Origin of the sequence: Methylobacterium aerolatum (assembly GCF_022179085.1) — a bacterium.
Taxonomy (GTDB): domain Bacteria; phylum Pseudomonadota; class Alphaproteobacteria; order Rhizobiales; family Beijerinckiaceae; genus Methylobacterium; species Methylobacterium aerolatum.
This window is the reverse complement of sequence record NZ_BPQE01000022.1, coordinates 1-12925: the sequence shown is the minus strand read 5'-3', so window position 1 is coordinate 12925 and position 12925 is coordinate 1. Positions and strand designations below refer to the sequence as shown.

12 protein-coding genes are annotated in these 12925 nt (G+C 69.9%); 8 read left to right on the top strand and 4 right to left on the bottom strand.

Going from position 1 to position 12925, the window contains the following annotated elements:
• The first annotated feature begins 74 nt into the window (after positions 1-74).
• The 6 genes from MFF06_RS15255 (at position 75) to MFF06_RS15230 (ending at position 5055) form a co-directional block, all read left to right on the top strand.
• Entirely contained in the window at positions 75-1106 is a 1032-nt protein-coding gene (locus MFF06_RS15255) for a transporter family protein (RefSeq protein WP_238205411.1), read from the top strand.
• 348 nt (positions 1107-1454) lie between these two features.
• Positions 1455-2423: a S1C family serine protease gene (locus MFF06_RS15250; protein ID WP_238205409.1), complete on the top strand. Its 969-nt coding sequence runs from the start codon at positions 1455-1457 to the stop codon at positions 2421-2423.
• A 174-nt stretch (positions 2424-2597) separates the two neighbouring features.
• Complete coding sequence (locus MFF06_RS15245; protein ID WP_238205407.1) at positions 2598-2882, top strand: GCG_CRPN prefix-to-repeats domain-containing protein; 285 nt, start codon at positions 2598-2600, stop codon at positions 2880-2882.
• Between the two features lie 326 nt (positions 2883-3208).
• On the top strand, positions 3209-3355 hold the full coding sequence (locus MFF06_RS15240) for a DUF1127 domain-containing protein (RefSeq protein WP_238205405.1): 147 nt from the start codon (positions 3209-3211) through the stop codon (positions 3353-3355).
• A gap of 78 nt (positions 3356-3433) precedes the next feature.
• A complete protein-coding gene (trmFO, locus tag MFF06_RS15235) occupies positions 3434-4849 on the top strand; it encodes a methylenetetrahydrofolate--tRNA-(uracil(54)-C(5))-methyltransferase (FADH(2)-oxidizing) TrmFO (RefSeq protein ID WP_238205403.1) in 1416 nt (471 codons plus the stop codon).
• 68 nt (positions 4850-4917) lie between these two features.
• Positions 4918-5055, top strand: coding sequence for a hypothetical protein (locus tag MFF06_RS15230; RefSeq protein WP_238205401.1), 138 nt, complete (start codon positions 4918-4920; stop codon positions 5053-5055).
• Positions 5056-5292: 237 nt separating this feature from the next.
• Here the strand turns inward: MFF06_RS15230 and MFF06_RS15225 are convergent, their stop codons facing one another.
• The 3 genes from MFF06_RS15225 to MFF06_RS15215 all read right to left on the bottom strand — a co-directional run bounded on the left by MFF06_RS15225 (position 5293) and on the right by MFF06_RS15215 (position 8793).
• Complete coding sequence (locus MFF06_RS15225; RefSeq protein ID WP_238205399.1) at positions 5293-6618, bottom strand: replication-associated recombination protein A; 1326 nt, start codon at positions 6616-6618, stop codon at positions 5293-5295.
• Between the two features lie 123 nt (positions 6619-6741).
• Entirely contained in the window at positions 6742-8199 is a 1458-nt protein-coding gene (locus MFF06_RS15220) for a DegQ family serine endoprotease (protein ID WP_238205397.1), read from the bottom strand.
• A gap of 126 nt (positions 8200-8325) precedes the next feature.
• A complete protein-coding gene (locus tag MFF06_RS15215; protein WP_238205395.1) occupies positions 8326-8793 on the bottom strand; it encodes a Ros/MucR family transcriptional regulator in 468 nt (155 codons plus the stop codon).
• A 439-nt stretch (positions 8794-9232) separates the two neighbouring features.
• Here MFF06_RS15215 and MFF06_RS15210 point away from each other — a divergent pair, with 439 nt between their 5' ends.
• Positions 9233-9505 carry a hypothetical protein gene (locus tag MFF06_RS15210; RefSeq protein WP_238205393.1) on the top strand — a complete coding sequence of 91 codons (273 nt, stop codon included), beginning with the start codon at positions 9233-9235 and terminating at the stop codon, positions 9503-9505.
• A 10-nt stretch (positions 9506-9515) separates the two neighbouring features.
• The gene (gene gluQRS / locus MFF06_RS15205; RefSeq protein WP_238205391.1) at positions 9516-10367 is read left to right on the top strand and encodes a tRNA glutamyl-Q(34) synthetase GluQRS; all 852 of its coding nucleotides are present in this window, start codon (positions 9516-9518) and stop codon (positions 10365-10367) included.
• Positions 10368-10497: 130 nt separating this feature from the next.
• Here the strand turns inward: gluQRS and MFF06_RS15200 are convergent, their stop codons facing one another.
• Positions 10498-12513 carry a M23 family metallopeptidase gene (locus MFF06_RS15200; protein WP_238205389.1) on the bottom strand — a complete coding sequence of 672 codons (2016 nt, stop codon included), beginning with the start codon at positions 12511-12513 and terminating at the stop codon, positions 10498-10500.
• Positions 12514-12925: the final 412 nt, after the last annotated feature.

Below are 12925 nucleotides of genomic sequence, written 5' to 3'. Positions count from 1 at the left end.
CAGCGGCGGCTCCCACAGGCACGGTAATGCCGAATGCGGGACGGATGCCTGAGACCTTGGGAAGGAAAGAAATAATGATGAAGAACTGGCTCGCCGCCGGCGCTGCGGCGCTCACGGTCGGCATGACTTCGACGATCGCTCAGGCGCAGACCACCACCGTCCCCGGTGAGCAGGTCGGCCTCGCCATCGGCGCTCCGCTGCCGGAGGGCATCTACGCCCTCAACACCTTCACCTACCGCCGGACCGACGCGCCGAACTCGCCCGACACGGCCGTCAACATCCCGGTCCTGGTGTGGTCGACCCCGCTGGTTCCGCTCGGCGGCCGCATCGAGCTCCTCGTCGCTCCCCCGACCGTGTTCGCCTTCACCCGCAACGCGGCCGGCCAGAACAACAAGGACATCTCGATCAACGTCGGCACCTTCGTCGGCGGCATCTGGGCCTTCGACCTCGGCGGCAACTTCGGCGTCAGCTTGCTCGGCGGCGTGTACCTGAACGAGCTCAACGGCGATCGTGGTTCGGTCTGCGGCCTCAACGGCCCGGTCAACTCGACCCTCAACTTCAACGGCCGCGTGGCCGCTGGCCTCGGTGGCGGCTGCACCCCGGTCCTGCCGCAGCTCTCGTCCAACACCTACCGCATGGGCGTCGCCGGCAGCTACACGGGTGACGGCTGGAACATCACCGGCAACATCACCGCCAACTTCTACGACTCCCCCGGCCGCTTCGGTGGCACCGTCGGCGCCGCCATCGGCCCGATCCGCCTCTCGGACGCCCTGAACTTCGACCTCACGGCCACGAAGACCTTCGGCAACTTCGAGATCGGCGCCGTCGGTTACGGCACTTACAACTTCGACATCAGCCAGTTCAGCGCCGCTGCCGGCAACCGGGGCCGCTTCGCCCTCGGCGGCCTCGTCGGCTACGACTTCAAGGTGTTCAAGGTTCAGGCCTACGTCGCCCGCGACGTCGTGACCGGCGCTCAGTACGTGTCGGCCGGTGGCCGTGTCCGCGACAACTACTCCACGGACGGCTGGATCCGCTTCATCGTCCCGCTCTACAGCCCGGCCCCGGCGGCCTCGCCGATCCCGGCTCCGCTGGTCCGCAAGTACTGATCGACCCCGAGGACGACGGCGCCCCCGGGCGTCGTCTCCCCGGCTCGGACGGTTCGCCCGGTCTCCCTTGGAGGCCGGGCGTTTCTCGTTTTCCGGCCCCGCCGCTGCGACCTTCTCGGCCGCACCGGGTGTCGGGTACGCTTCGAGTGCCTACTTACGCCCTTGACCACGAGCGGGCGGGTCCTTCCGCGGTCCCAAGGAAGACCGCCCGTCGGGCGAGGCCGAGAGCCTCTCACGACAGTCCCGCTGCGCCGTCGAGGCCAACGGGCGAGTTCCCGGTGATCGGGAGTCTCGTGAGGAGCTCCGAGGGCGCCATCGGAAGGGCGCCGACGAAGGGACGCCGACGAGATGCAGGGCGAACGCAAGATCCCCACCCAGATCCAGCCGAAGGCCGCCGACTACGCCTACGATCTCGACCGGGCGGTGGGGGCAGTTCTCGCCCTCAGCAGCCGTGTTCCCGAGGACGCCTTCACCGCCGAGACCCTCGGCACCGAGCGCGCCGGCAACGGCGTGGTGATCAACGAGACGGGCCTCGTCGCCACCATCGGCTACCTCGTGACCGAGGCCGAGAGCGTCTGGCTGACCACCCGCGAAGGACGCTCGGTGCCCGGCCATGTCCTCGGCTTCGATTCGGTCACCGGCTTCGGCCTCGTCCAGGCGCTGGGCGACCTCGGCACGCCCTTCCTGCGGCTCGGCCGCTCCTCCTCCCTCGGGGTCGGGGACCGGGCGGTCCTCGCGGGGGCCGGGGGGCGGTCGCACAGCGTCGCCGTGGAGGTGATCGCCCGGCAGGAATTCGCGGGCTACTGGGAATACGTCCTCGACGAGGCCCTGTTCACCGCACCGTCCCACCCCCATTGGGGCGGCACGGCCCTGATCGGCCCGAACGGAGACCTCCTCGGGATCGGCTCGCTCCAGTTGCAGCAGGGCGGATCGGGCTCGGCCCGGCCGATCAACATGGTGGTGCCCATCGACCTGCTCCGGCCGATCCTCGACGACATCCTCACGCGGGGCCGGGCGAATCGTCCGCCGCGCCCGTGGCTCGGGCTGTACGCCACCGAGAGCGAGGAGGGCATCGTCATCATGGGGATCGCCGATGGCGGGCCGGCGGAAAGCGCGGGCCTCCAGGGCGGCGACGTGATCGCCGGCGTGGCGGGCGAGCCGGTCTCGGACCTCGCGGCCTTCTTCCGGGCGATCTGGGCCCTCGGGGAGGCGGGGGCCCGCGTCCCCCTGACGATCCGCCGGGACGACCGCTCGATCCAGCTCGCCGTCGTCTCCGGCAACCGGGACGCGTACTTGCGCGGTCCCTCGGTTCACTGAGCCCAGCCCGCGCGGAAAATCCGGCTTCCTCGCGGGGCCGCATTCAATGCTGCCTTGAAACAGCCTGAAGGCTGCACCTTCTACAACGCGCGTCTCAGCGTCCGTTCAGGTCGCCGGGGCGATCCTGAACAGGTCCGGTGGTCTTCCCCGCCGGGCGACGAAGGAGGTCATGTCATGGCGATTGTGAGCGCATTGCGCGCCAGCACCCTCGTCAAGCACCTGGCAAAGCCGGTGATTCTGGCGGCGGCCCTCGCCGGGGGGCTGGGGCTGGCGGGGACGGCCGAAGCGGCCGGCGGCTGCGGACCCGGCTGGCACCCGAACCCCTGGGGCGTGTGCCGCCCGAACTACGGGCCGCGCCCGTATTGGGGAGGTCCGCGGGTGGTCTATGGCGGCTACGGCCGCCCGTATTACCGCCCCTACCGCGCCTACGGATATTACGGTCCGCGCCCCTGGTACTGACCGGATCGGGCCATCGCCGCCCAGATATGTTGCATCGCGGCGCCGAGCTCGGAACCGGGCGCCGGATGCTTTGGACAAGAGGGCGCCCCGCTCAAGCGGCGGCGCCCTCTTTCGTTTCGGGACGGGCGTGCTCCATGCGCTCAAAGAATAATCAGCGGTTAACAGTGCCGCATTCCTGGCCTACCCATGCGAACGACGCAGGTCTGATGCTTGAGCTTTCGGGTTCTGTTGCGACGCGGCGCGCCTATATGTGTGTTGCATCAACAACAGGCAGCGGTGCCGTTTCTTCCGCCACCGTCTGCCTCGAAAGAGGCTCAAGTACACCGATGTCCGCCGCTCGTAGCGTTTTCTCCCGGGTCCGCGCCTACCTCCGTTACCGCGATACGGTCGCCCAGCTGTCGCGCCTGTCGGATCGCGACCTCGCCGATCTCGGCATCACCCGCAGCGACATCCAGGGCATCGCCCGCCACTGAGGTGACGCCGCAGGCCGCGTCGATCCGTGAGGGCCGTCACCCGTTGATCCGGGCGGCGGCCCTCCGCTATTTTCAGGTATGACGCAGACCATCCATATCGTCGGCGGCGGGCTCGCCGGTTCCGAGGCCGCGTGGCAGATCGCCGAGGCCGGGCATCGCGCCGTGCTCCACGAGATGCGCCCGAGGCGGGGGACCGAAGCGCACCGGGGCGAGGGCCTTGCGGAACTCGTCTGCTCCAACTCCTTCCGCTCGGACGACGCCCACGGCAACGCCGTCGGCCTGCTCCACCAGGAGATGCGCAGCCTCGGCTCCCTGATCATGCGGGCGGCCGACGCCCACCAAGTCCCGGCCGGCGGGGCGCTGGCGGTTGACCGGGACGGCTTCTCCGCCGCCGTCACCGCCGCCCTGGCCGGGCATCCGAACGTCACGGTGGTGCGGGAGGAGGTGGAGGGTCTGCCGCCGGAGGAGTGGGGGCCCTGCATCGTCGCCACCGGCCCGCTGACCGCGCCGGCCCTCGCGGAGGGCATCCGCGGCCTCACGGGGCGCGACTCGCTCGCCTTCTTCGATGCCATCGCCCCCATCGTCCACCGGGACTCCATCGACATGGAGGTGGCGTGGTTCCAGTCGCGCTACGACAAGCCTGGGCCGGGCGGCACGGGGGCCGACTATCTGAACTGCCCGATGGACCGGGAGCAGTACGACGCCTTCGTCGCGGCCCTGTGCGCGGGCGAGAAGATCGGCTTCAAGGAGTGGGAGGGCACGCCCTACTTCGACGGTTGCCTGCCGATCGAGGTGATGGCCGAGCGCGGCCCCGAGACCCTGCGGCACGGCCCGATGAAGCCTGTGGGCCTCACCAACCCCCGTGCGCCCGACCGGAAGCCCTGCGCCATCGTCCAGCTCCGGCAGGACAACGCCCTTGGCACCCTCTACAACATGGTCGGCTTCCAGACGAAGCTCACCTATTCGGAGCAGGTACGGATCTTCCGCACCATCCCCGGCCTGGAGAACGCCGAGTTCGCCCGGCTCGGCGGCCTGCACCGGAACACCTATCTCGACAGCCCGCGCCTCCTCGACGCCACCCTGCGGCTGAAGGCCCGTCCCGCCCTGCGCTTCGCCGGCCAGATCACGGGGTGCGAGGGCTATGTCGAGAGCGCGGCGGTGGGCCTCATGGCCGGGCGCTTCGCCGTGGCCGAGGCGATGGACGCGCCCTTGCAGCCGCTGCCCCAGACGACGGCGCTCGGCGCCCTCATCGCCCACATCACCGGCGGACACGTCTCCGCCGAGGAGGGGGGCGGTCCGCGCTCGTTCCAGCCGATGAACGTGAATTTCGGGCTATTTCCGCCCCTCGACCGGATGCCGCGCGGGGAGGCCGGGCGCCGTCTGCGCGGGCCGGAGAAGGCCGCCTTGAAGAAGCGCGCCCTCACCGACCGGGCGCGGGCCGACCTCGCCGCCTGGATGGCCGGCGACATCGCGGTTCCGGCGGCGGCGGAGTAGCCGGCGGCAGCGGTGCAACGACCGGAGCGGCGGCGCGTTAACCGTGGTCGCGGTTCGGAGATCCGGTCATGCAGATCCGCAAGGAAGCGACCTACGACGGTGTCTGGACGGTGTTCGTCGGCGAGCATCTCTGCTTCAGCGACCTGAGCGCCGCCGAAGCCGATGCCCTGGCCGCCGCCTTCGCATCCCTCGACAAGGCGGGGTGATCGGCACCCCGGCGGTGCGCTCGCAAAGACGGGGGCGAAGCGACCTTTCCGGGCAGACACTGAGGTGCCGGAGCGCAGCGGAGGCCTCGAAGGAGACTTCCAGACTGCAAGGCGATCCCTCTGCAGGGCGATCCCTGGAGCCCTCCTTCGAGGCGGCTTCGCCGCACCTCAGGATGTGGGGGGTTGAGGGGCTTTACGGACAGTCTCTCAGGACGTGGAGGAGTGTCGGAATGATCGCTAACGCGCCTGTCGCCGCGCCCGGCGCAACTCCTCCCAGCGTGCGAGGCGCTCGTTGAGGCGAATCTCGAAGCCCCGGTCGGTCGGCTCGTAGAGGGTCTGCCGTCCGAGTTTTTCCGGCCAGTAATCCTGGCCGGAAAAGGCGTCCGGCTCGTCGTGGTCGTAACGGTAGCCCTCGCCGTAGCCCACCCGCTTCATCAGCTTCGTCGGCGCGTTGAGGATCACCCGCGGCGGCGGCAGGGACCCCGCCTCCTTGGCGAGCCGCGTCGCGGCCTTGTAGGCGGTGTACACCGCGTTCGATTTGGGGGCGCAGGCGAGGTAGATCGCCGCCTGGGCCAGGGCGAGTTCCCCCTCCGGGCTGCCGAGGAAATCGAAGGCGTCCTTGGCCGCGTTGGCGACGACTAGGGCCTGGGGGTCGGCGAGGCCGATATCCTCCACCGCCATCCGCACGAGGCGCCGGGCGATGAAAAGCCGGTCCTCTCCGGCGTCCAGCATCCGGCACAGGTAGTACAGGGCGGCGTCGGGATCCGAGCCGCGCACGGTCTTATGCAGGGCGGAGATGAGGTTGTAGTGGCCCTCCTGCGCCTTGTCGTAGACGGGGGCGCGGCGCTGCACGATGCGCTGGAGGCCCTCGGCGTCGAAGGTCTCGCCGGGCGTCGCCGAGCGCCAGACCTCCTCAGCCAGCGTGAGCGCCGCGCGGCCGTCGCCGTCTGCCATGCGGACCAGCACCGCCCTCGCCTCCTCGTCGAGGGGCAGGGCTTGCCCGGTGAGGTCCTCGGCGCGGGCCAGCAGCCGGGCGATGGCGCCGGGATCGAGGGCGCGGAACAGCAGGACGCGAGCCCGCGAAAGGAGCGCCGCGTTCAGCTCGAAGGAAGGGTTCTCCGTCGTCGCGCCGATGAGGGTGACGGTGCCGTCCTCCATCACCGGCAGGAAGGCATCGAGCTGCGCCCGGTTGAAGCGATGGATCTCGTCCACGAAGAGCAGGGTCGCCTGTCCCTGGCCCCGGCGCTTGCGGGCGGCCTCGAACACCTTGCGCAGATCGGGCACGCCGGAAAAGATCGCCGAGATCTGCTCGAAATGCAGGTCGGTGGCCCCGGCGAGCAGCCGCGCCACGGTGGTCTTGCCCGTGCCGGGAGGCCCCCAGAAGATCAGCGAGCCGAGGCTGCGCCCGCGGAGCAGGCGGGTGAGCGCCCCGCCCTCCCCCGTCAGGTGCTCCTGGCCGACGACCTCATCGAGGCTGCGCGGCCGCAGCCGGTCGGCCAGCGGCCGGAGGCCGGAAGGCTCGGGAACGGGGCTGGGCTCGGGCGAGCCGAAGAGATCGGACATGCGGGCATGAGTACCGCGCGGTCCGGTCGGTGCAAGCGAGGAAAGCGAGGATCCCGAAGGACAAGTCCCTTGGCGGGCGACGCCCCGCATCCGCCGGAGGGCTCGCCCTCCGGCCACCCGCGGTCAGCCGCTGAACAGCGAGGTCATCACCTCGCCGCCGCGGTTGATGGCGATCTGCCACGCGGTCGGCGCCATCGCGATCACCTTGGCGAGGTCCTTGGTGTTGGCGATCGGCATCCCGTTCACGGACACCACCACGTCGCCCTTCTGCAGCCCGGCCCGGGCGGCGAAGGAGCTGTCCTCGACGGACTCCACCGCCACGCCCTCGACGGGGAAATCCACCTGAATGTCCTCGGAGACGGCGGGCGAGGTGTTCACGAGGGTCGCGCCGAGGAAAGGCGAGCGCGTGCGCACCTTCAGCGTGTCGCGGGGCCGGGTCTCCGGCGCCTGGGCGAGCTTCACCGCCACGGTCTGCTTTGCCGTGCCCCGGAGGATGCCGAGCTTGGCCTGCCCCTGGATGCCCTTGAGGGCGAAGCGGTAGCCGAAAGCCTCGGGATCGTCGACCGGCTGCCCGTCGACGGAGAGAATCAGGTCGCCGCGCTTCAGCCCCGCCTCCTCGGCCGGGCTCTTGGGCTGGAGGCTCGCCACCAGCACGCCGGTCGGATGGTCGAGGCCCATGCTGTCGGCGATGTCCGGGCTGACATTCTGGATCCGCGCGCCGAGCCACGGCCGCCGGACGACGCTCAGGCCCTCCTTGGCGGCCATCACCACCGCCTTGACCATGCTCACGGGGATCGCGAATCCGATGCCGTGGCTGCCGCCGGATTGCGAGTAGATCGCGGTGTTGATTCCGACGAGACGGCCCTGGAGATCGACGAGGGCGCCGCCTGAGTTGCCCGGGTTGATCGCGGCATCCGTCTGGATGAAGTACTGGTAGTCGGCCGAGCCGACCTGCGTGCGCGCCAGCGCCGACACGATGCCCTGCGTCACCGTCTGGCCCACGCCGAAGGGGTTGCCGATCGCCATCACGAAATCGCCGACCTCCAGCCGGTCGGCATCGCCGAAGGGCATCGGGTTCAGGCCGGCGGGCGGCTCCTTGATGCGGATGACGGCGAGGTCCGTCCGGCTGTCGCGCAGGACGATCGAGGCTTCGAACTCCCGGCGGTCGGCCAGGGCGACGCGCACCTCGTTCATGTTGTCGATGACGTGGGCGTTGGTGATGACGAGGCCCGTACCGTCCACCAGCACGCCCGACCCGAGGGACTTCTGGGCCCGCTCGCCCCGGGGGCCGCGGCCTCCGTCCGGCTCGCCGAAGAAGCGCCGCATGAACTCCTCCATCGCGCTGGTGCGCGCGTTGGACCGCTTGTCGACGTGCGAGGCGTAGACGTTCACCACCGAGGGCGCGGCGCGCTTCACCACCGGGGCGAAGGAGAGTTGCACCTCGCTGCGGGCCGTCGGCACCTGCTTGACCGGAGGCTCCTGCGGCTCCGTCCGCGCCATCTGCGCGGCGGCCGGGCCTGCGGCCAGGGGCGCCGCGGCGAGGGCGGCGAAGAGCGCTGCGAGGGGAAGGCGGGTCGTCATGCAAGGCTCCGGGACAGTCTGGCCCACCCTCCCCTAGAGGAAGCGGGCCATTCGCTCCAAGCCTATCGGAGCCGATTGCGGCGACCGCGCGACACCTTCACCGGAGGCCGCATGGTCGCCTCGGCCTCACTCCGGCTTGGTGCTCCGGGGGCGCTTGGGCCGGGACGGGTTCGTGGGCGAATAGTTCGGCCGATGACGCAGCCCCAGCCCGAGGGCCCGCGCCAGCGCGGAGCGACGCTCCGAGTACGAGGGCGCGGTCATGGGGTAGCTCGCCGGCAGCCCCCATTTGGCCCGGTACTCGTCCGGCGTCAGGCCGAACAGCGCCAGATGCCGCCGCAGCGTCTTGTAGGGCTTGCCGTCCTCGAACGAGACGATGTGCTCGTGGGTGATCGATTGATCGATCTGGCGCGCGGTCGGCTTCGGCGGTCCGTCGGGAACCGGCGGCACCGTGGTGATGTCCACGAGCGCGCGGAACGTGCCCGATAATACCTCAGAGAGATCACTGGCTTGAACGTGATTGTGGCTCACGTAGGCCGTGGTGATTCTCACCGCGAGGGGCAAAAGTCGCGGATCGGGCAGAGAAGGTGCTGTCATGAGCGCGGGAAATCCCGAAATGATCCCTAAAGCTCCCCTCGACGAGCGTTCAGGACGACGTTATGGGGCGCTCAATCCATACATGCGTCCTATACCGCTTTACAATCTAAAATTTACTATCCGGTTTGGTATTTTTGATCTGCTACAAGGTGAAGTTTCCAGCAAGTCAAGAGTTTTGGATTGTGCCCAATCCATATAATACAGGGATGTACTAAATTCGGTTTCCGGGGTGTGATCAATGTCGCTGCTCCAGGCTTGGGCATATAAAAAGAATTGAAATAGTTTATTATTGCAGCAAGGGCGCCTTCCTCGGGCCACCCGCGCACCCCTCTTGGGCCAAGCTGCCTTGGGCCAAGCTGCGCCGGTCACGCCCCGGCCCAAGGCTTTTCATCGGTCTCGTGCGTTGACAGGTGCGAGCCCTGCGCGCGAACAGGACCCCATGCCCGAGACTTCTCACCGACCCTCCTCATCCGGCGAGCGCGTGGCCGCCGGCGGCATTGTGGCCGTCGTCGTGGCCACCGTTCTGGCGGGCGTGCTGCTGCCGAACCGCGCGCCCGACGGCGCCCGCGCCGTGGCCGACGATCCGTCCTGCCTCGAATGGTCGGACGGGTGCAGCGTCTGTCAGCGACTTCCCGAGGGGCAGGCCTGCTCACTGCCCGGCATCGCCTGCGAGCCCGGCCCGCAACGCTGCCTGCGTCCCGCGAGGGGGTGAGGGCGACGGCGTGGGTGGTCGGCCCGTCCTGCGTTTCGCCCCGAGTCCGAACGGGCGCCTGCATCTCGGCCACGCCTATTCCGCGTTGATCAACGCGGACCTCGCCGGGCGGCTCGGTGGGCTCTGCCGGCTGCGAATCGAGGATATCGACCCCGTCCGCTCGAAGCCCGCCTTCACGGCGGCCATCGTGGCGGACCTCGCCTGGCTCGGGCTGCGCTACCCGGAGCCGGTCCGCGTGCAATCCCGGCATATGGCCGAATATCGGTCAGCGCGGGACGGCTTGGCGGCGCGGGGACTTCTCTATCCGTGCTTCTGCTCCCGGGGCGCGATCCGGGCGGCGGCGGCCGAAGCGCCGGGGCGGGATCCCGACGGGGCGCCGCTCTACCCGGGGACCTGCCGCGGCCTCGATCCCGCCGAGGCGGCGGAGCGGTGTGCCCGGGGCGAGCCGCACACGTGGCGGCTGGACATGGGCCGCGCCCGGACCCGCGACCCCTTCGGCTACTGGGCCTTCGACGGCGACGGCGCGGGCGAGCGGTGGGTCGAGGCCGAGCCCGCCCTCTGGGGCGACGCCGTGGTGTCCCGCCGGGACGTCCCCACCAGCTATCACCTGTCCGTCGTGCACGACGACGCCGTCGAGGGCGTGACTCATGTCGTGCGCGGGAAGGACCTGGAGGCGGCGACGAGCCTCCACGTCCTGCTCCAGCGCCTGCTGGGCCTGCCGTCGCCGCGCTACCACCACCACCGCCTCGTCCAGGACGAGGAGGGGCGCAAGCTCGCCAAGTCGCGGGAATCGCCGGGCCTCGCGACGCTCCGCGACCTCGGCGTCACGCCGGAGGCGATCCGCGCGAGGCTCGGGCTCTGATGGCGAGAGCGCTGTCCGGGATGCCCGGATCGCCCCCCGCTTCTTCGTCCCTGCTTCGCTGCGCACGCAAGGACGAGGGGGGCGGACTGGACCCGAGTTCGACCGTAACGACCGGATAAGGCGGCCCCGCTCAGCGCACCGCCGCGTCCCGCTGGGCCAGGGCCGTGGCGGTCTTGGCCTTGGCCATCGTCCCCTCGATCTGCTCGCGCTGCCGCTTGAAGTCGGCGAGCAGGCGACCGTCGAGTTCCTTGCCCCGGGGGACGCGGATCTTCATCGGATCGACGAAGTGGCCGTTGATGATCACCTCGTAGTGGAGGTGCGCGCCGGTGGAGAGGCCGGTGGAGCCGACATAGCCGATGATCTGGCCCTGCCGCACCCGCGCGCCTTCCGTGATGCCGCGGCCGAAACGAGACATGTGGTTGTAGGTGGTGACGTAGCCGTTGATGTGCTGCAACTCCACGCGGCGGCCGTAGCCGGAGGTCATCTCCGCGCGGATCACGAGGCCGTTGCCCGCCGCCATGATCGGCGTGCCGATCGGGTTCGACCAATCGACGCCGGTGTGGAGCTTGGCATAGCCGAGCACCGGGTGGCGGCGGTAGCCGAACCCCGAGCGCATGATGCCGTCGGCGATCGGCTTGCGCAGCAGGAACTTCTTCAGGGAGCGCCCCTGCTCGTCGAGATAGTCGATCGAGCCGTCGTCGGGGGATTGGAAGCGGTAGACCTTGCGGGTCTCCCCGCCGAGGGTCAGCGCGGCGTAGAGCAGGTCGGGGCGATCCGCGCCTGAGCCTTCCTCGTCGTAGGTATAGAAGAGATCGAGCCCGTCGCCGCTCGACACGCGGCGCTGGAAGTCGATGTCGTAGCTGAAGATCCGGACCATGTCCTCGACGGTGGCCCGGGGGATGTCGTGGCGCCCGGCGGTCTCGTAGAGGCTCTGGTAGAGACGCGGACCCGAACCCGAATCCTCGTCGTCCTCGTCCTCCGACGCCTCGGTGGGCTGCGGTGCCTTGGGCGGCGCATCGTCCTTGGGCGGCGCCACCGGGACGAAGGCGCCCCGATCGGTGATCGCCGCGATGCCCTCGATCCCGGTCTCGCCGTAGAGCACCACCCGCGTGACCTGGCGCGGATCGCCGGGCCGGGGACCGGGGGCGATCTGCACCCGCATCTGCTGGCCTTCCGCGAGGGCACCGACGCGGGCCTTGCCGCCGAGGGCCGCCACGATGCCCCGGATCTGCTCGTCGGTCGCGAGGCCCGTCCCGCGCAGGACCCCCTCCAGGGTCTCGTTGCGGGCCAGGGCGATGTCGCGCTCCTCGACCAGAGGCGCCTCGTTCGGCTTCAATTCCGTCTTGGCGAGCCTCGTCACGTTCTCGGGCACGACGAGCACTTCGATCGCCTTGAACGGATTGTTCTCCTTCGGGCTGCCGTCGAGGGCGCCCGCGGCCTGCTGCAGGGTCCGCGACAGCATGATCTGGGGGGCGACGGGGATCGAGGTCCGGCGCCCGGCCTCCGCGGCGAGGCGGCGCTCCTCCTCGACCTGGGCGATGACGTCGTCGTCGGTGAGGGCCGGGGCGGTCGGGCCGACGGGCGTCCCGAGGAGGTCGCGCTTCACCACCGTGACCTCGGCGCCCGGTGCGTCGGCGCCCGCGTCCGAGGCGCGCTCCAGGGGCTCGTCCGAGGTGAACTTCATCGGATCGAATTTGGGCAGGTCGGTGGTGTAGGTGCCGACCGTGAGGGAGAGCGGCGTCGAGATCCGGACGAAGGGCTTCGCCTTGATGATCTCGCGGTCGCCGAGCCGCACCGTCACCGGGGCGCGGAAGCTCTGGCGCGCGGAGGCGATCATCGGGTTGCGGACGAGCTTGTCGCCCTTGTGTGCGACGTTGGCGCTGCCCTCGCTGGACTGGAGGCGCTGCACGACGACGGCCCGGTCCGACACGGCGGCGAAGGAGACGTCGCCCTGGAGGGAGACGTGGAGCGCCGCCGCGATGAGACCCGCGCCGGTCAATCCGGTGAGGGAACTGGCGCACAGCCATCGCAGATTGACGGCGCGACGGTCGATCTGCCCCGCATCGGCGGCGAAGAGATCGAGGGGCGCCGGTCCGCCGTGCGACGCCGGCGCCGGACCGCCGATCTTGTATCGCTCGCGCTTCACTAGAGCAGGTCCTGCTGAACACCCGCCGCCATCGGCATCGCGTCGGCGTCGAGAGAGGCTCGGGCACGGACCGGAAGGCCGTCCCCGCCGAGAGACCATGTCATGGGGCAGGATGTCGAGATTGAGGCGTGACGACGGGGGGGCTTCTTAAGAGGGCAACCGTGGGGGCGACGGCGATGCGCCCCGCCCGGCCCCCCGGCCAACTTTCTCGATTTTTGCGGTTGACGGGTGGGGTTGGGGTCCGTATACCCCTGTTCATCGGCGCCGGCCGCGGAAGTGGACCGGACGCTGGCTTGTCTGTCTCTGGTGTCGTTTTGGCGGCGATGAGGCGGGCGGCTCTACCGGACAATCGAGTGGGACGTGCCTGGCGGTGGTTTAAGCCTGGTGTGTCAGTTCGTTGGGTTTGGTGGGA